This window comes from Escherichia sp. HH26CH (assembly GCF_009820205.1).
GTDB lineage: Bacteria > Pseudomonadota > Gammaproteobacteria > Enterobacterales > Enterobacteriaceae > Escherichia > Escherichia coli_F.
This window is the reverse complement of the sequence record NZ_VNXM01000066.1, coordinates 253,284-270,859: the sequence shown is the minus strand read 5'-3', so window position 1 is coordinate 270,859 and position 17,576 is coordinate 253,284. Positions and strand designations below refer to the sequence as shown.

Genomic DNA, 17,576 nt, shown 5'->3' with positions numbered 1-17,576 from the left:
GTGCGTTTTTGTTTTCAATCTTCTTAACTTCCTGCTCTCTTTCTCGTTTTTCATTTCTGGCACACCGCTTGCAATACCTTATTCGTGTAGCAGAACCATTACCGAATTCTGACCGGAGGGGATCTATGAAGCTGGTGACCGTGATAATCAAACCATTCAAGCTGGAAGACGTTCGTGAAGCGTTATCTTCCATTGGTATTCAGGGCCTGACCGTCACCGAAGTGAAAGGTTTCGGGCGTCAGAAAGGGCATGCCGAGCTGTACCGGGGGGCGGAATACAGCGTCAACTTTCTGCCAAAAGTAAAAATTGATGTGGCGATTGCTGATGACCAACTCGATGAAGTGATCGATATCGTCAGCAAAGCGGCTTACACCGGAAAAATTGGCGACGGCAAAATCTTCGTCGCTGAATTGCAACGCGTCATTCGTATTCGTACCGGCGAAGCCGACGAAGCGGCGCTGTAATCTCTGGCACACAGCAACAGGAACGAAAAATGAAGATAGCGACGATAAAAACTGGGCTTGCTTCACTGGCGATGCTGCCGGGACTGGTAATGGCTGCACCTGCGGTGGCCGATAAAGCTGACAATGCGTTTATGATGATTTGTACTGCGCTGGTGCTGTTTATGACTATTCCGGGGATTGCCCTGTTTTACGGTGGGTTAATTCGCGGCAAAAACGTACTGTCGATGCTGACGCAGGTGACGGTGACGTTTGCTCTGGTCTGCATTCTCTGGGTGGTTTACGGCTACTCGCTGGCGTTTGGTGAGGGCAACAACTTCTTCGGTAACATTAACTGGTTGATGCTGAAAAACATCGAACTGACGGCGGTGATGGGCAGCATTTATCAGTATATCCACGTGGCGTTTCAGGGATCGTTTGCCTGCATTACCGTCGGCTTGATCGTCGGGGCGCTGGCGGAACGGATCCGCTTCTCAGCTGTGCTGATTTTCGTGGTGGTGTGGCTGACGCTCTCTTACATTCCGATTGCGCATATGGTCTGGGGCGGTGGTTTGCTGGCTTCTCACGGTGCGCTGGATTTCGCGGGTGGCACGGTGGTGCACATTAACGCCGCAATTGCTGGTCTGGTGGGCGCATATCTAATTGGCAAACGCGTGGGCTTCGGCAAAGAGGCGTTTAAACCGCACAACCTGCCGATGGTCTTTACCGGTACTGCCATTCTCTATATCGGTTGGTTTGGCTTTAACGCCGGATCAGCGGGCACGGCGAATGAAATTGCAGCACTGGCATTTGTGAATACTGTGGTCGCAACGGCGGCGGCAATTCTTGGCTGGATCTTCGGTGAATGGGCGCTGCGCGGTAAGCCTTCACTGCTGGGAGCGTGTTCTGGCGCGATTGCCGGTCTGGTCGGCGTGACGCCAGCCTGTGGCTACATTGGTGTTGGCGGCGCGTTGATTATCGGCGTAGTCGCTGGTCTGGCGGGCTTGTGGGGCGTGACCATGCTCAAACGCTTGCTGCGGGTGGATGATCCCTGCGATGTTTTCGGTGTGCACGGCGTTTGTGGCATTGTCGGCTGTATCATGACCGGGATTTTTGCCGCCAGCTCGCTGGGCGGCGTGGGCTTCGCTGAAGGTGTGACGATGGGCCATCAGTTGCTGGTACAGCTGGAAAGCATTGCCATTACGATTGTCTGGTCCGGTGTGGTGGCGTTTATTGGCTACAAACTGGCGGATCTGACGGTTGGTCTGCGTGTACCGGAAGAACAGGAGCGAGAAGGGTTGGACGTCAACAGCCACGGCGAAAATGCCTATAACGCGTAATAAGCACTGCAAAAAACAGCCGGACGGTTTTCACCTCCGGCTATTTTTTTAATTGTGATTACGCATTACCCCTTCCTGAACGGTCGAGGCAATCAGCACGCCGTCCTGGGTATAAAACTCACCGCGCACAAAGCCGCGTGCGCTGGACGCCGAGGTGCTCTCCACGCTATACAGCAGCCATTCATTCAAATTAAAAGGGCGATGGAACCACATGGAATGGTCAATGGTGGCAATCTGAATCCCCGGTTCGAGAAAACCGATGCCGTGCGGCTGTAAAGCTACCGGCAGGAAGTTAAGATCAGAAGCGTAACCGAGCAGATACTGATGAACGCGCAGATCATCCGGCACGCTACCATTTGCGCGGATCCATACCTGACGATGCGGTTCTGCGACATGCCCTTTCAGTGGGTTATGAAACTCCACCGGACGGACTTCCAGCGGACGATCGCAGATGAATTTATCTTTCAGCACTGGCGGCAGCAGGTGCGCCAGCGATTGGGCGATTTGCGTTTCTGAAGGCAGGCCATCAGGTGCGGGTGCGGGTGGCATAGCTTTTTGATGTTCGAAACCCGCTTCCGGAGCCTGGAAAGAGGCTGTCATATAGAAAATCGGTTTACCGTTTTGAATAGCAGCAACCCGGCGGGCGCTGAAGCTGTTACCGTCACGCAACGTTTCGACATCATAAATAATCGGCTTCTTACTGTCGCCTGGGCGAAGAAAGTAGCTGTGAAACGAATGTACCAGCCGCTCTTCAGGGACGGTCTCTTTTGCAGCATACAAGGCCTGACCCACGACCTGGCCGCCAAACACCTGGCGTAAACCTAAATCTTCACTCTGGCCGCGAAAGAGTCCTTCCTCAATTTTTTCCAGATTTAACAATGTCAGTAAATTTTTTAGCGCCTGACTCATATAACTCTCCAGTAACAAAGCTGCCGCAGCAAGCCAAAGTGAGTTGAGTATAACGCAAATTTGCCACTGGTCCGATGGGTGCAATGGTCTGAATTACGGGCTAATTACAGGCAGAAATGCGTGATGTGTGCCACACTTGTTGACGTTACTATTTTGTTAACCACTCTTCCGGCGAGGAAAGTTAGCCCGCTGGTGCATTGATAATAAGGAGAAGTGAATGAAACTCGTGCACATGGCCAGTGGTTTAGCGGTTGCGATTGCGTTGGCGGCTTGCGCAGATAAAAGCGCGGATATTCAGACGCCAGCACCGGCTGCAAATACGTCTATTTCAGCAACACAGCAACCTGCTATCCAGCAACCGAATGTTTCCGGTACCGTCTGGATCCGTCAGAAAGTCGCACTGCCGCCTGATGCCGTGCTGACCGTGACACTTTCTGACGCGTCGTTAGCCGATGCACCGTCAAAAGTACTGGCGCAGAAAGCGGTGCGTACTGAAGGTAAACAGTCACCATTCAGCTTTGTTCTGCCATTTAACCCGGCAGACGTTCAGCCGAAAGCGCGTATTCTGTTGAGTGCGGCGATTACCGTGAATGACAAACTGGTATTTATTACCGATACCGTTCAGCCGGTGATCAACCAGGGCGGAACTAAAGCTGACCTGACATTGGTGCCGGTGCAGCAAACCGCCGTGCCGGTTCAGGCCAGCGGTGGCGCAACGACTACCGTACCATCAACTTCACCAACCCAGGTGAATCCGTCTTCGGCAGTTCCGGCTCCTACGCAATATTAAGCGAAGTTAACCCTCTCCGCCCGGAGAGGGTTAGTAGTTCCAGCGATAACGCTGCAAGTCGATTTGCCCTCTTCCTGACACCATCACACCTTCTGCCAGTAATGCCTGTCGCTGACGCTGTAAATCCGGTCCGGTTAGCGAAATTGTGCCGTGGCGATTAACCACCCGGTGCCAGGGCAAGGTGCTGCCTTCCGGGAGACGCTTTAACACAACACCTACCTGGCGCGCGGCGCGGGGCGATCCCGCCAATTTCGCGACATCACCGTAAGTGGTGACATAGCCTTCGGGAATAGCGGCTACGATTTGCCAGACGCGTTGGGGAAATGAATCTTCTTTTTCCATCTTTTCTTCCTGAGGTAATTTTTCAGCATAATCTGGAAAAACGCCCGAGTGAAGCAGCATTGCGCAAGAAACCAGCATCTGGCACGCAATGGGTTGCAATTAGCCGGGGCAGCAGTGATAATGCGCCTGCGCGTTGGTTCTCAACGCTCTCAATGGGGGCTCTGTTGGTTCTCCCGCAACGCTACTCTGTTTACCAGGTCAGGTCCGGAAGGAAGCAGCCAAGGCAGATGACGCGTGTGCCGGGATGTAGCTGGCAGGGCCCCCACCCATTTCTGCCTCCCACCGTTTCGTCAAAAAATCCCAACATGGCTAAACTTTAACCACAACTGACGTCGCAAGAATTGTCTGGCTGCGCAGTACGCTTCGGAGGTATGTCTGATGAAGTATGTTGATGGTTTTGTGGTTGCCGTTCCTGCCGATAAAAAGGATGCCTATCGGGAAATGGCCGCTAAGGCCGCGCCATTGTTTAAAGAGTTTGGCGCGCTTCGTATTGTCGAATGCTGGGCCAGCGATGTACCGGATGGCAAAGTGACCGATTTTCGTATGGCGGTGAAAGCGGAAGAGAATGAAGAGGTTGTCTTTAGCTGGATTGAATACCCTTCAAAAGAGGTCCGCGACGCTGCTAATCAAAAGATGATGTCGGACCCACGGATGAAGGAGTTCGGCGAGTCCATGCCGTTTGATGGCAAGCGAATGATCTATGGCGGATTCGAGTCAATCATCGACGAATAGGTAGCGTGACGGGCTGTGCGGCGTGCCGTCAGCCCAAAAATTCACAAATGTTGCTCGGCCCAGCGTAAGAAATCCTCTTTCGGTAATGCCTTGCTATAGAGCCAGCCCTGGCCGTAGTGCACGCCATGCTGGCGTAGCCACTCTTCTTGTTTACTGGTTTCGATTCCCTCCGCTACCATTTTCAGTTTCAGTGTTTTTGCCATTTCGATGATATGTGGCGTGACATTTTTATATTCCAGCGCATCAACGAAAGATTTATCGATCTTCAGAATGTCGACATCCAGATCCTGTAAATAGCTTAAACTTGAATACCCCGTACCAAAATCATCGAGATAAATTTCATGGCCCGCCTCCCGGTAGCGAGAAATTATCGGGGCGCTGGTTTTCGGATCGGCAAACTCGCGTTCAGTGAGTTCAAGCGCGATCTGTCTGGGATTAACCTGATAGTGATTGATCATTTCACGCAGCAATTGCGGGATTTTTTCCGAGGTGAGTACGGTGGATTCAAGATTGATCGAAATATGCTGCTGCGGATGCTGACGCAGCCAGTCGCCCATATCTTCAAAGACACTTTTTATAATCAGTAGCGTCAACGGCTCAGAAAGCACCGTTTGCTGTGCCAGCGGAATAAAACTATCTGGTGACAACCAACTACCGTCTGTCTGCGGCCAGCGCGCCAGTGCCTCAGCACCGACAATTTTGCCATTGGCTAAGGAGACAATCGGCTGATAGTGCACGCAAATATCACGATTTTCGATAGCATCCTGCAGCCGATGATGCGGTGACTGGATACGGCGCAAAATACGCAGCACAAACATCGCTGCCAGCAGGCCAATCACCAACCCGAGCGGTAACCAAATAAAGACTTGCCGATGCCAGCCTTTCTGCAACATTTTCGTTGAAGCCCAGGTGATGATCGAAATATTCATCTCCGGGAAGGGCTGGATATCGTAAATAATTCCATTATTTTCGATATGCTCACCGGGTGTTTTTTGTAGCCTGGTAATAATTCCCTGAGCAATTTCATCGCTGCTGGTTATGACAACATTATGGGCATTGCCAATAATGGCGGCATCAATTTGCCATGAGCTATAGGGAATGACATCAATAAAGGAAGCGGGGTCGATCATGACGACATAATGTGCCGTTCCCATGGCAACCATGTAACGGATAATGCCTAAATCGTTATGCGATGTTAACCAGACACGATAACCATCTTTCGAAATTTTACCTGGCTCGGGGAAGGTATCGGGCGGGCTTTCATGCTCCAGAGACGAACACTGGGGAACGTTGTTATCGATATAAACCACTTCCTGAATATAGCGATAACTGTAAGATACCCGACGCATTTTCATGAGATGGGCTGCGCTACAGGCCGCACCTTGCCACCTTTCCAGCTCCTGCAGAGCATCTTTCCCTTGTATCGCCACCTTATTGGCCCGAATAGCGACGCGGGAGGAATAAGTATTCAGCTCTTCAATAAACGATGTTTGTACTTGCTGATGGGCCAGCCAGATGCTTAAGCCGACAGGCAGTAATACTGAAAGAATCAGTACTCCCGAAATCAGGCTGACCAGATGTCGTGTTCTCACCAGCATATCCTTATTAACACAGTGTAGGGAAAGTATATCTGATTGTGGAAAAAGGCAGGCAGGAGATAAGGAGGTAGAGCTGGTATTTCATGAAGCGATGGGTGGAAACGATCGTTGTCATTTGACCAGGCGTAGAGCTTTACGCCTGGTATGTAACCCTAACTTAAGATGTTGATTCGGCGCGAGCGAGGGTAAAAATATCGTAAAAAGACAGTTCACCTTTACGGACGATCATTTTTTTCAGTTGTTCTTTATGAACATCCGCGACACGCGGAGAGTTCAAGATGGCTTCAACCAGCGCGGCAGGTACAAAGCGCGTGTTGTACCATTCGCCGTTATAGCAAACGCGGAAATCCAGCACGTCGATATCTTCATAGCGGTAGCGTGGGTAGACATCGAAAAAGAAGAAACCATTAAGCAGGATAAATAATACAACCAGTAGCCAGACAGAGCCTGACAGCGTTTCGGACTGCAACATCACCGCCAGGGTGGCAAAAAAAGCAACGTACATACCGATAAACAGCCCCGGATGTTTACGGATAAAACTGATACTAAAGCGGGGTTTGTTGTCGCGTTTTTCGCGGGTATTCAGAGACTCAATCGTTTCGGTCAGCAGGCGTTGTATTTCGGTCATCGTTTGCCTTCGTGGTATCTGCAACTTTCCAGGGAACACCCTATTTTAACGTGGGAATAGTAGAGGGAAAGTAACAGATTTGCCACGATTTTGCATAACAGTTGCGAAAAACAGGTTACAATTTTTTAATGATTCTGGCTGGATTACCGCCCACGACAACATTGTCCGGGACATCTTTTGTGACAACTGCACCTGAGGCTACCACGACGTTATCACCAATGGTCACACCAGGGTTAATGACTGCGCGTCCACCAATCCAGACGTTATTACTGATGGTGACGGGTTTCCCCAGTTCAACACCGCTATTACGTGCTACAGGGTCGATGGGATGTGTTGCCGTGTAGATATGAACACCTGGCGCTAACATACAGTTATCACCGATGCGAATAGGGCAGACATCAAGCATCACGCAATCGAAGTTGGCGAAAAAATTATTGCCGAGAAAAATGTTATAGCCATAGTCACAGCGAAACGTTGGCTCAATATAAGCCTCTGTCACCTGACCGAATAATTCAGCGAGAATTTGCTGGCGTAATGTGTGCTCTTCCGCCAGGGAATGATTGTATCGGTGAATAAGCTGACGAGCGCGCAGGCGATCGCGAGATAACGTCTCATCTGCCGAGCGATACAACTCACCAGCAATCATCTTTTCTTTTTCTGTGCTCATTACTGACCTCCGGTTGCTGAAAATGCGGCAACACAGTAAGACGAAAAGTCAGTGAAGAGAACGTTCCCATTACGTCTGTGTGATGAAGATCACATAGGGTATGCCTTCATGGCGATAAAGTATAAAATTCTTAATAAACAGCTGGTTATAGCTCCGAAAGCCAATTATTTATTAGCGAATAAATTTCCATACTGAGGAAGGGATCTTGTCGTACAGTTTATTCATAGTCAATTCGGCGAGGCGGTGATCTGCGGCTGAGTAAAATACCGCCAGTTCATTATCTGATAATTCGTATTTATTTTTCTCGATAACACGCTCCAGCGTGTCAATTGTCTGGCAACGACGCAAACGCATTAAATAATCGGTTTTCGTTAAAGGTTTTTCGGACATACTTCTACCCATGGTTGTAATAATTCTAACAAGATAAACTCGCAGGATTCTCTTTCGTCGCATTGACAAAACAACGGAATAGTCGATTACCTGACTTCCGCCATTTTTGAAGATCCTGCATATTAATACCATAACTACTGAACAACATAAAGGTGTCATCCAGATATTCGTCGATCTGCTCAATGAGCTTATTGTCTTCATTATACTTAATTTTGTAATTAAGTGCGAAGGTCGCAATATGCTCAATCAGTTCATTCAACTGGAGGTTGATCGCCGAGGTTGGGTCGTTAACCCAGCCATGGTTGCTTTCTTCAAGGTTTGCAAGGCAATCATGATACAGGGTTTCACAGAGAAACTTAAGCTGTGCGATATCATGTCTTTTGGGTGAGTATTCATCCATAACGCGTCCCCTTCTTAGCGGTTGAACTAACGGACACCTTTCGGGATGGAAAAAACTTACTGACCTGGACTTGCCCTCTCGTTTGTTAGCTTAACTATAAGCCACTCTTTGCAGGTTTTCATCGCATTATTACGAAAAATTACAAATAGGAAGGAAGCGGGATAGGACTCACTTTTTCATACTAGCACCAACCCGCTGCAGGTAAAAGCAGTTTGCTCGAACTGTTCATAACATTTCAGGATTATCGCCAGATGAAATTGGTCACACTAATACCAGGATTGCTCTGAATATGACGTAATAACCGAGGAATGAATAAAGAATTACCGCAAATAATTAAGAATAGCCTCTAAATGATTATGGATTATTAAATCTATTAGCGCTACTTAATATAAATTAACTAACAATCAGTATTTTTTATGAATTTTATACGTGTTTAATACTGGTTTTCGTATGAGATCCTGAGTTGGTGGTTCAATGACTCCTTAATGTTCGTAGGTTATGCATAAAAAAGGCCGCTTGCGCGGCCTTAGTGATTACACGTTGTATCAATGATGATCGACAGTATGGCTGTGCTCGATATCTTCATTCTTGCGGCTAAAGCGGCGGCGAACCACCACAAAGAATACCGGAACGAAGAAGATTGCCAGTACCGTTGCGGTCACCATCCCGCCCATTACACCGGTACCTACTGCGTTCTGCGCGCCGGAACCAGCACCAGTACTGATAACCAGTGGCATAACGCCGAGGATAAACGCCAGCGAGGTCATCAGGATCGGACGTAAACGCATTCGCACCGCATCAAGCGTCGCTTCAATCAGACCTTTACCTTCTTTATCCATCAAGTCTTTGGCGAATTCGACGATAAGTATCGCGTTCTTCGCCGACAACCCAATGGTTGTGAGCAGGCCTACCTGGAAGTAAACGTCATTGGTCAGGCCACGGAAGGTGGCAGCCAGCAACGCACCGATAACCCCCAGCGGAACGACCAGCATAACGGAGAACGGAATCGACCAGCTCTCGTACAGCGCCGCCAGACACAGGAACACGACAATCAACGAAATCGCGTACAGTGAAGGTGCCTGGTTGCCGGAGAGACGTTCCTGATAGGACATCCCCGTCCAGTCATAGCCAACACCGGTAGGCAGTTTACTCGCCAGTTGTTCCATCAGCTCCATTGCTTCACCGGTACTTTTACCCGGTGCCGCCTGGCCTAAGATTTCCATAGACGGCAGGCCGTTGTAACGTTCCAGACGCGGCGAACCGTACTCCCAACGAGAAGAGGAGAACGCCGAGAACGGTACCATCTGACCATCAGCAGCACGAACATACCAGTCGCCGATATCATCCGGCAGCATACGGTATTTCGCTTCTGACATGACGTAAACTTTCTTCACACGACCGCGGTCGATAAAGTCGTTCACATAACTACCGCCCCATGCTGCGCCTAAAGTGGTGTTAATGTCGTTGATAGAAACACCCAGCGCCTGCGCTTTTTCCTGGTCGATATCAATCTTAAACTGCGGTGTATCTTCCAGACCGTTTGGACGTACGCTGGTCAGCATATCAGGGTGCTTCGCTGCTTCTGCAAGCAGCTGGTTACGCGCCTGAGTCAGTTTTTCGTGACCAAGGCCAGCCTGGTCAATCAGCTCAAAGTCAAAGCCGGTTGCAGTACCCAGTTCCACGATTGCGGGCAGGTTAAAGGCGAAAACCATCGCATCTTTGATTTGCGAGAAAGCGCGTGTTGCACGCATGGTAATCGCTTCAACTTTGTTTTCTTCGCCCGGACGATCGGCCCAGTCCTTCAAGGAAACGAACGCAATACCGGTATTCTGACCACGTCCCGCAAAGCCGAAGCCGTTAACGGCGAACACCGACTCAACGTTGTTCTTTTCTTTGGTCAGATAGTAATTCGTTACCTCATTGAGCACTTTCTGCGTACGTTCCTGCGTTGCCCCTGCTGGCAGCTGAACCATGGTCATAAATACGCCCTGGTCCTCATCTGGCAAGAAGGAGCTTGGCAGACGCACAAACAGATAGGCCATGCCGACCACGATGATTAGATACAGCACCAGGTAACGCCCCGTACTGCGCAGAATACCGCCTACGCTGTCGGTGTAGTGGTGCGTGCTCTTCTCGAACATGCGGTTAAACCAGCCGAAGAAGCCTTTTTTACCTTCTCCGTGATCGCCTTTGGCAATCGGTTTCAGCATGGTGGCACAAAGAGCCGGAGTCAGAATCAACGCCACCAGTACCGACAGCGCCATTGCTGAAACAATGGTAATAGAGAACTGACGATAGATAGCACCAGTAGAACCGCCAAAGAAGGCCATCGGTACGAATACCGCCGACAGTACCATCGCGATACCGACCAGAGCGCCCTGAATCTGCCCCATCGACTTACGGGTGGCTTCTTTTGGCGGCAAACCTTCTTCCGCCATCACACGCTCAACGTTTTCTACCACAACGATGGCGTCATCCACCAACAGGCCGATGGCGAGCACCATCCCGAACATTGTTAGCGTGTTTATCGAGAAGCCAAAGGCGGCAAGGACGGCAAAGGTCCCAAGCAATACCACCGGTACGGCAATGGTCGGAATCAACGTCGCGCGGAAGTTCTGCAGGAACAGATACATAACCAGGAACACGAGGATGATCGCTTCGACCAGCGTTTTTACCACTTCGTGAATAGAGATTTTCACGAACGGCGTGGTGTCGTACGGGTAAACAATTTTCAGACCCGACGGGAAGAACGGTTCCATCTTCGCCAGTTCAGCACGGATTGCCGCAGCGGTATCCAGCGCGTTCGCGCCGGTTGCCAGCTTGATCCCCAGACCGGAAGCCGGTTGGCCGTTAAACTCTGCGATGATGTCGTAGTTCTCACCACCCAGCTCAATTTTCGCCACATCACGCAGCAGCACGCGGGAACCATCCTGATTCACTTTCAGCAGGATTTTGCCGAACTCTTCAGTAGAGGTCAGACGCGTCTGAGCAATAATAGAGGCGTTAAGCTGTTGGCCTTTCACCGGCGGCGTACCACCGAGCTGACCCGCCGCAACCTGGGCGTTCTGCGCTTTGATGGCGGTAATGACATCAACCGGCGTTAGCTGGTATTTGTTCAGTTCATTCGGGTTCATCCAGATACGCATCGCGTACTGAGAACCGAACAGCTGAACGTCACCCACGCCCGACGTACGGCTGATGGCGTCTTTCATATTCGCCGCCACGTAGTCGGAGATATCCTCCTGCGTCATGGTGCCATCGGTGTTGATAACGCCGACAACCATCAGGAAGCTACTGGACGATTTCTCAACGCTCACCCCTTGCTGCTGTACTTCTTGCGGCAGCAACGGCATTGCCAGCTGCAGTTTGTTCTGCACCTGAACCTGCGCGATATCCGCATCAGTACCAGACTCAAAGGTCAGGGTGATCTGCACGGTACCCGTGGAGTCACTGTTAGAGGACATGTACATCAGGTTATCGATACCATTCATATTCTGTTCGATAACCTGTGTCACCGTGTCCTGCACTGTTTTCGCATCAGCGCCGGGGTAGGAGGCGGAGATCGTTACTGCCGGCGGTGCAATCGTAGGATATTGCGCCACCGGCAGTTTGAGGATCGCCAGCCCCCCTGCCAACATGATGATAATGGCGATCACCCACGCAAAAATCGGGCGATCGATAAAGAAATTAGGCATGTCTTAACGGCTCCTGTTTAAGTTAAGACTTGGACTGTTCAGGCTGAGTACCGCTTGCGGCTTGCTGGTTATTATCAGCGGTAACTTCTTGTGCTTTTACCTGGACACCAGGACGCACTTTCTGCAGCCCACTTATTACTACGCGATCGCCTGCTTTCAGACCTTCTGTCACCAGCCACTTATCGCCAATAGCCTGGCTTGCAACGATCGGACGGGTTTCCACTTTGTCATCCGCGCCTACCACCAGTACGGTAGCATCGCCACGCGGCGTACGGGTTACACCCTGTTGCGGGACTAAAATGGCGTTTGGATTAAGCCCTTCTTCCAGACGTGCGCGCACGAACATACCCGGCAGCAGAGTGTGATCCGGGTTCGGGAAGATAGCGCGTAGGGTGATAGACCCGGTGGTCTGATCGACAGTAACGTCAGAGAACTCCAGCGTACCGTCCTGTGGGAACTTAATGCCGTCACTGGTGATCAGCGACACTTTGGCTTTGCCGTTCTCTTGTTTCAGCGTGCCATTTGCCAGTTCTTGTTTCAGGCGCAGGAAGTCGTTGCTGGACTGAGTCACATCAACGTAGATCGGATCAAGTTGCTGCACGGTTGCCAGCGCCGTCGCCTGACCGTTCTGTACCAGGGCACCTTCCGTCACGTTTGACTTACCAATGCGGCCGCTAATTGGAGAGGTGACTTTGGTGTAAGCCAGATTGATACGCGCAGTTTCAACGGCAGCTTTCGCCGCAGTTACCGCGGCATTCGCCTGTTGCGCATCAGCCAGAGCCTGATCGTACTCTTGCTTACTGATGTACTGCGTACCCAGCAGTTTCTGATAACGATTCACCGTCAATTGCGCGATATTGGCTGCAGCCTGGGCTTTCGCTAAATCGCCTTTCGCACTGTCGTATGTCGCCTGATAGGTCGCAGGATCAATCTGATAGAGAGAGACACCTGCTTCGATGTCGCTACCTTCTTTGAAATTACGCTTCAGGATAATCCCGCTAACTTGAGGACGAACTTCTGCGATCCGGTAGGCACTGGTGCGACCCGGAAGCTCGGTTGTGATCTGCAGAGGTTCAGTTTTGACTGTAACTACGCCAACGGCGGGCATCTGCTGGCCACCTTGTTGGGCCTGTTTGTCGTCACATCCTGTTAGGGCTAAGCTGCCTGAGAGCATCAGAACGACCGCCAGAGGCGTAAACCCTCTGTTTTTGTTCATATGTAAACCTCGAGTGTCCGATTTCAAATTGGTCAATGGTCAAAAGTTAATAAACCCATTGCTGCGTTTATATTATCGTCGTGCTATGGTACATACATTCACAAATGTATGTAAATCTAACGCCTGTAAATTCACGAACATATGGCACGAAAAACCAAACAAGAAGCGCAGGAAACGCGCCAACACATCCTCGATGTGGCTCTACGTCTTTTCTCACAGCAGGGGGTATCATCCACCTCGCTGGGCGAGATTGCAAAAGCAGCTGGCGTTACGCGCGGTGCAATCTACTGGCATTTTAAAGACAAGTCGGATTTGTTCAGTGAGATCTGGGAACTGTCAGAATCCAATATTGGTGAACTAGAGCTTGAGTATCAGGCAAAATTCCCTGGCGATCCACTCTCAGTATTAAGAGAGATATTAATTCATGTTCTTGAATCCACGGTGACAGAAGAACGGCGTCGATTATTGATGGAGATTATATTCCACAAATGCGAATTTGTCGGAGAAATGGCTGTTGTGCAACAGGCACAACGTAATCTCTGTCTGGAAAGTTATGACCGTATAGAACAAACGTTAAAACATTGTATTGAAGCGAAAATGTTGCCTGCGGATTTAATGACGCGTCGCGCAGCAATTATTATGCGCGGCTATATTTCCGGCCTGATGGAAAACTGGCTCTTTGCCCCGCAATCTTTTGATCTTAAAAAAGAAGCCCGCGATTACGTCGCCATCTTACTGGAGATGTATCTCCTGTGCCCCACGCTTCGTAATCCTGCCACTAACGAATAACCCTGAATCTGACTCCAGGATTTTTCCTGGACATTTTCGTCGTTGCTATTCTGGTTCACTGCGTCGTGATATTCTTGCGGTTTGACTTTTTCAGGTCGTTCTTCAGGTTCAGAAACCTTCATTCATCATGACTATGTTCCAGTATTACAAACGATCACGGCATTTTGTTTTTTCAGCATTTATTGCTTTTGTTTTTGTCTTGTTATGCCAGAACACGGCGTTTGCGCGGGCGCCATCGAATGGTGATCTGCCGACAAAAGCGGACCTGCAGGCACAACTTGACTCACTGAATAAACAAAAAGATCTTTCTGCTCAGGACAAACTGGTGCAGCAGGATCTGACAGATACATTAGCCACCCTCGATAAAATCGATCGCATAAAAGAAGAGACAGTTCAGCTACGGCAAAAAGTCGCTGAAGCGCCGGAAAAAATGCGTCAGGCGACCGCGGCGTTAACAGCACTTAGCGATGTCGATAACGACGAAGAAACGCGCAAAATTCTAAGCACGCTTTCGTTGCGCCAGCTGGAAACTCGCGTTGCCCAGGCGCTGGACGATTTGCAAAACGCACAAAACGATCTGGCGTCTTATAACAGCCAGCTGGTTTCGTTACAGACGCAGCCCGAACGCGTGCAAAATGCGATGTATAACGCTTCGCAGCAGCTGCAACAAATTCGCAGCCGCCTGGATGGCACTGATGTTGGCGATACTGCCTTACGTCCCAGCCAGAAAGTGTTGATGCAGGCCCAGCAGGTTTTGCTGAATGCTGAGATTGACCAGCAGCGAAAAAGCCTGGAAGGGAACACCGTCTTACAGGATACCTTGCAAAAGCAGCGTGATTACGTGACGGCGAACAGCGCCCGTCTGGAGCACCAGTTGCAGCTGTTGCAAGAAGCAGTAAACAGCAAGCGCCTGACCTTAACCGAAAAAACGGCGCAGGAAGCCGTCTCTCCGGATGAAGCTGCACGTATTCAGGCTAATCCTCTGGTGAAACAGGAACTGGAAATTAACCAGCAGTTGAGTCAGCGTCTGATTACCGCGACTGAAAACGGTAATCAGCTAATGCAGCAAAACATTAAAGTCAAAAACTGGCTTGAGCGGGCGCTGCAATCGGAACGAAATATTAAGGAGCAGATTGCCGTCCTGAAGGGCAGTCTGCTGTTGTCTCGTATCCTTTACCAGCAACAACAAACGCTGCCCTCGGCGGATGAACTGGAAAACATGACCAACCGCATCGCGGATTTGCGTCTCGAACAGTTTGAAGTCAACCAGCAGCGTGATGCGCTCTTCCAGAGTGATGCGTTCGTTAACAAGCTGGAAGAAGGCCACGCCAACGAAGTTAACAGTGAAGTTCATGACGCATTACTCCAGGTTGTGGATATGCGTCGCGAACTGCTGGATCAGCTTAATAAACAGTTGGGTAACCAGTTGATGATGGCCATTAACCTGCAAATCAACCAGCAGCAGTTAATGAGCGTGTCGAAAAACCTGAAATCAATCCTGACTCAGCAAATCTTTTGGGTAAACAGTAACCGTCCAATGGACTGGGACTGGATCAAAGCGTTCCCACAAACGCTGAAAGATGAATTTAAGTCGATGAAGATCACGGTAAACTGGGAAAAAGCCTGGCCTGCCGTCTTTATCGCTTTCCTCGCTGGTTTGCCACTGCTATTAATTGCCGGGCTGATCCACTGGCGTCTGGGCTGGCTGAAAGCGTATCAACAAAAACTGGCTTCCGCTGTGGGTTCCCTGCGTAACGACAGCCAGCTCAACACACCAAAAGCGATCCTTATCGACCTGATCCGCGCGCTGCCGGTATGTCTGATTATTCTTGCGGTTGGTCTGATTCTGCTAACCATGCAGCTCAACATCAGCGAACTGCTGTGGTCGTTCTGTAAAAAACTGGCGATCTTCTGGCTGGTGTTTGGCCTGTGCTGGAAAGTGCTGGAGAAAAACGGTGTTGCCGTACGTCACTTTGGCATGCCGGAACAGCAGACCAGCCACTGGCGTCGGCAGATTGTCCGCATCAGTCTCGCGTTGCTGCCAATTCATTTCTGGTCTGTGGTGGCAGAACTTTCCCCGCTGCATCTGATGGATGATGTGCTGGGGCAGGCGATGATTTTCTTCAACCTGCTGCTGATTGCCTTCCTGGTATGGCCAATGTGCCGCGAAAGCTGGCGTGATAAAGAGTCGCACACCATGCGACTTGTCACCATTACCATACTGTCGATAATCCCAATTGCGTTGATGGTGCTGACCGCCACGGGTTATTTCTACACCACACTGCGCCTCTCCGGACGTTGGATTGAAACCGTGTATCTGGTGATTATCTGGAACCTGCTGTACCAGACGGTATTGCGCGGCTTAAGCGTAGCGGCGCGGCGTATCGCCTGGCGTCGTGCGCTCGCGCGTCGACAGAATCTGGTGAAAGAGGGCGCAGAAGGTGCCGAACCGCCGGAAGAACCAACCATTGCACTGGAGCAGGTTAACCAACAGACGCTGCGTATTACTATGTTGCTGATGTTTGCGCTGTTCGGTGTCATGTTCTGGGCAATTTGGTCAGATTTGATCACCGTGTTCAGCTATCTCGACAGCATCACGCTCTGGCATTACAACGGCACTGAAGCTGGCGCTGCGGTGGTGAAAAACGTCACCATGGGCAGTCTGTTGTTTGCGATTATCGCCTCAATGGTAGCCTGGGCGTTGATTCGCAACCTGCCTGGTTTGCTGGAAGTATTGGTGCTCTCGCGACTGAATATGCGCCAGGGCGCGTCGTATGCCATTACTACCATCCTTAACTACATCATCATTGCCGTTGGTGCGATGACGGTGTTCGGATCGCTGGGCGTCTCGTGGGATAAACTCCAGTGGCTGGCGGCGGCATTATCCGTAGGTCTTGGTTTTGGTTTACAAGAGATCTTCGGTAACTTCGTCTCTGGTTTGATTATCCTGTTCGAACGTCCGGTACGCATTGGCGATACGGTAACCATTGGTAGCTTCTCCGGGACGGTCAGCAAGATCCGCATTCGTGCGACAACGATTACCGATTTCGATCGCAAAGAAGTGATCATCCCGAACAAAGCGTTTGTTACCGAGCGTCTCATCAACTGGTCGTTAACCGACACCACCACGCGTCTGGTGATCCGTCTGGGCGTGGCCTATGGCTCCGATCTGGAAAAAGTGCGTAAAGTATTGCTGAAGGCGGCGACTGAGCACCCAAGGGTGATGCACGAACCAATGCCGGAAGTCTTCTTTACGGCGTTTGGTGCCAGCACATTGGATCATGAGCTGCGTCTGTATGTGCGTGAACTGCGTGACCGCAGCCGTACTGTCGATGAGCTGAACCGTACTATCGATCAGCTGTGCCGTGAAAACGACATCAACATTGCCTTTAACCAGCTTGAAGTGCATCTGCACAACGAGAAGGGCGATGAGGTGACGGAAGTCAAACGCGAGTACAAAGGCGACGATCCGACACCAGCGGTAGGGTAATAACCAAAGGGGGCGACATTTAGTTGCCCCGAGATTACTGACAAAGTGCGCGTTGTTCATGCCGGATGCGGCGTGACCGCCTTATCCGGCCTACGAAACCGCAAGAATTCAATATATTGCAGGAGCGGTGTAGGCCTGATAAGCGTAGCG

General features: G+C 50.4%; 15 protein-coding genes and 1 other RNA gene. 7 read left to right on the top strand and 9 right to left on the bottom strand.

The annotated features are described in order from the left end of the window. Positions 1-125 precede the first annotated feature (125 nt). On the top strand, positions 126-464 hold the full coding sequence (gene glnK, locus FQ015_RS22345; protein ID WP_000780338.1) for a P-II family nitrogen regulator: 339 nt from the start codon (positions 126-128) through the stop codon (positions 462-464). Between the two features lie 29 nt (positions 465-493). After that, the gene (amtB, locus tag FQ015_RS22340) at positions 494-1,780 is read left to right on the top strand and encodes an ammonium transporter AmtB (protein WP_000685029.1); all 1,287 of its coding nucleotides are present in this window, start codon (positions 494-496) and stop codon (positions 1,778-1,780) included. 48 nt (positions 1,781-1,828) lie between these two features. On the opposite strand, the gene tesB is transcribed toward amtB, so the two are convergent. Then, complete coding sequence (tesB, locus tag FQ015_RS22335) at positions 1,829-2,689, bottom strand: acyl-CoA thioesterase II (RefSeq protein ID WP_032302580.1); 861 nt, start codon at positions 2,687-2,689, stop codon at positions 1,829-1,831. 217 nt (positions 2,690-2,906) lie between these two features. On the opposite strand from tesB, the gene FQ015_RS22330 reads away from it, so the two are divergent. Then, the gene (locus tag FQ015_RS22330; protein WP_160524523.1) at positions 2,907-3,479 is read left to right on the top strand and encodes a YbaY family lipoprotein; all 573 of its coding nucleotides are present in this window, start codon (positions 2,907-2,909) and stop codon (positions 3,477-3,479) included. A gap of 30 nt (positions 3,480-3,509) precedes the next feature. On the opposite strand, the gene FQ015_RS22325 is transcribed toward FQ015_RS22330, so the two are convergent. Next, positions 3,510-3,821, bottom strand: a complete 312-nt coding sequence (locus FQ015_RS22325; RefSeq protein ID WP_160524522.1) for an MGMT family protein — start codon at positions 3,819-3,821, stop codon at positions 3,510-3,512. Between the two features lie 162 nt (positions 3,822-3,983). Between FQ015_RS22325 and ffs the strand changes: the two genes are divergently transcribed. After that, positions 3,984-4,080: signal recognition particle sRNA small type (ffs, locus tag FQ015_RS22320), an RNA gene on the top strand. 119 nt (positions 4,081-4,199) lie between these two features. After that, entirely contained in the window at positions 4,200-4,553 is a 354-nt protein-coding gene (locus FQ015_RS22315) for a DUF1428 domain-containing protein (RefSeq protein ID WP_000878140.1), read from the top strand. Between the two features lie 41 nt (positions 4,554-4,594). Here FQ015_RS22315 and pdeB read toward each other — a convergent pair whose 3' ends face one another. The 7 genes from pdeB to acrA all read right to left on the bottom strand — a co-directional run bounded on the left by pdeB (position 4,595) and on the right by acrA (position 13,147). Then, entirely contained in the window at positions 4,595-6,145 is a 1,551-nt protein-coding gene (pdeB, locus tag FQ015_RS22310) for a cyclic-guanylate-specific phosphodiesterase PdeB (RefSeq protein WP_160524521.1), read from the bottom strand. Between the two features lie 163 nt (positions 6,146-6,308). Further along, on the bottom strand, positions 6,309-6,779 hold the full coding sequence (locus FQ015_RS22305) for a YlaC family protein (RefSeq protein ID WP_160524520.1): 471 nt from the start codon (positions 6,777-6,779) through the stop codon (positions 6,309-6,311). Positions 6,780-6,894: 115 nt separating this feature from the next. Next, positions 6,895-7,446, bottom strand: a complete 552-nt coding sequence (maa, locus tag FQ015_RS22300; protein ID WP_039020784.1) for a maltose O-acetyltransferase — start codon at positions 7,444-7,446, stop codon at positions 6,895-6,897. 171 nt (positions 7,447-7,617) lie between these two features. Beyond that, positions 7,618-7,836: an HHA domain-containing protein gene (locus tag FQ015_RS22295; protein WP_001291435.1), complete on the bottom strand. Its 219-nt coding sequence runs from the start codon at positions 7,834-7,836 to the stop codon at positions 7,618-7,620. Positions 7,837-7,861: 25 nt separating this feature from the next. Continuing rightward, on the bottom strand, positions 7,862-8,236 hold the full coding sequence (gene tomB, locus FQ015_RS22290; RefSeq protein WP_000344800.1) for an Hha toxicity modulator TomB: 375 nt from the start codon (positions 8,234-8,236) through the stop codon (positions 7,862-7,864). A 545-nt stretch (positions 8,237-8,781) separates the two neighbouring features. Beyond that, positions 8,782-11,931, bottom strand: a complete 3,150-nt coding sequence (gene acrB, locus FQ015_RS22285; protein WP_001132494.1) for an efflux RND transporter permease AcrB — start codon at positions 11,929-11,931, stop codon at positions 8,782-8,784. A gap of 22 nt (positions 11,932-11,953) precedes the next feature. After that, positions 11,954-13,147, bottom strand: a complete 1,194-nt coding sequence (gene acrA / locus FQ015_RS22280) for a multidrug efflux RND transporter periplasmic adaptor subunit AcrA (protein WP_001353399.1) — start codon at positions 13,145-13,147, stop codon at positions 11,954-11,956. Between the two features lie 141 nt (positions 13,148-13,288). Here acrA and acrR point away from each other — a divergent pair, with 141 nt between their 5' ends. Next, entirely contained in the window at positions 13,289-13,936 is a 648-nt protein-coding gene (gene acrR / locus FQ015_RS22275; RefSeq protein ID WP_000101737.1) for a multidrug efflux transporter transcriptional repressor AcrR, read from the top strand. Positions 13,937-14,063: 127 nt separating this feature from the next. Next, positions 14,064-17,426 (top strand): mechanosensitive channel MscK, encoded by a 3,363-nt coding sequence (mscK, locus tag FQ015_RS22270; RefSeq protein ID WP_160524519.1) that lies wholly within the window; start codon positions 14,064-14,066, stop codon positions 17,424-17,426. The last annotated feature ends 150 nt before the right edge of the window (positions 17,427-17,576 follow it).

What these genes read in the sequence shown, in the direction of transcription:
- mscK (WP_160524519.1), top strand. Translation starts at nt 14,064, where the DNA reads ATGACTATGTTCCAGTATTACAAACGATCACGGCATTTTGTTTTTTCA.
- FQ015_RS22295 (WP_001291435.1), bottom strand. Translation starts at nt 7,836, where the DNA reads ATGTCCGAAAAACCTTTAACGAAAACCGATTATTTAATGCGTTTGCGT.
- FQ015_RS22315 (WP_000878140.1), top strand. Translation starts at nt 4,200, where the DNA reads ATGAAGTATGTTGATGGTTTTGTGGTTGCCGTTCCTGCCGATAAAAAG.
- tomB (WP_000344800.1), bottom strand. Translation starts at nt 8,236, where the DNA reads ATGGATGAATACTCACCCAAAAGACATGATATCGCACAGCTTAAGTTT.
- glnK (WP_000780338.1), top strand. Translation starts at nt 126, where the DNA reads ATGAAGCTGGTGACCGTGATAATCAAACCATTCAAGCTGGAAGACGTT.
- maa (WP_039020784.1), bottom strand. Translation starts at nt 7,446, where the DNA reads ATGAGCACAGAAAAAGAAAAGATGATTGCTGGTGAGTTGTATCGCTCG.
- acrA (WP_001353399.1), bottom strand. Translation starts at nt 13,147, where the DNA reads ATGAACAAAAACAGAGGGTTTACGCCTCTGGCGGTCGTTCTGATGCTC.
- tesB (WP_032302580.1), bottom strand. Translation starts at nt 2,689, where the DNA reads ATGAGTCAGGCGCTAAAAAATTTACTGACATTGTTAAATCTGGAAAAA.
- FQ015_RS22325 (WP_160524522.1), bottom strand. Translation starts at nt 3,821, where the DNA reads ATGGAAAAAGAAGATTCATTTCCCCAACGCGTCTGGCAAATCGTAGCC.
- FQ015_RS22305 (WP_160524520.1), bottom strand. Translation starts at nt 6,779, where the DNA reads ATGACCGAAATACAACGCCTGCTGACCGAAACGATTGAGTCTCTGAAT.
- acrB (WP_001132494.1), bottom strand. Translation starts at nt 11,931, where the DNA reads ATGCCTAATTTCTTTATCGATCGCCCGATTTTTGCGTGGGTGATCGCC.
- acrR (WP_000101737.1), top strand. Translation starts at nt 13,289, where the DNA reads ATGGCACGAAAAACCAAACAAGAAGCGCAGGAAACGCGCCAACACATC.
- amtB (WP_000685029.1), top strand. Translation starts at nt 494, where the DNA reads ATGAAGATAGCGACGATAAAAACTGGGCTTGCTTCACTGGCGATGCTG.
- FQ015_RS22330 (WP_160524523.1), top strand. Translation starts at nt 2,907, where the DNA reads ATGAAACTCGTGCACATGGCCAGTGGTTTAGCGGTTGCGATTGCGTTG.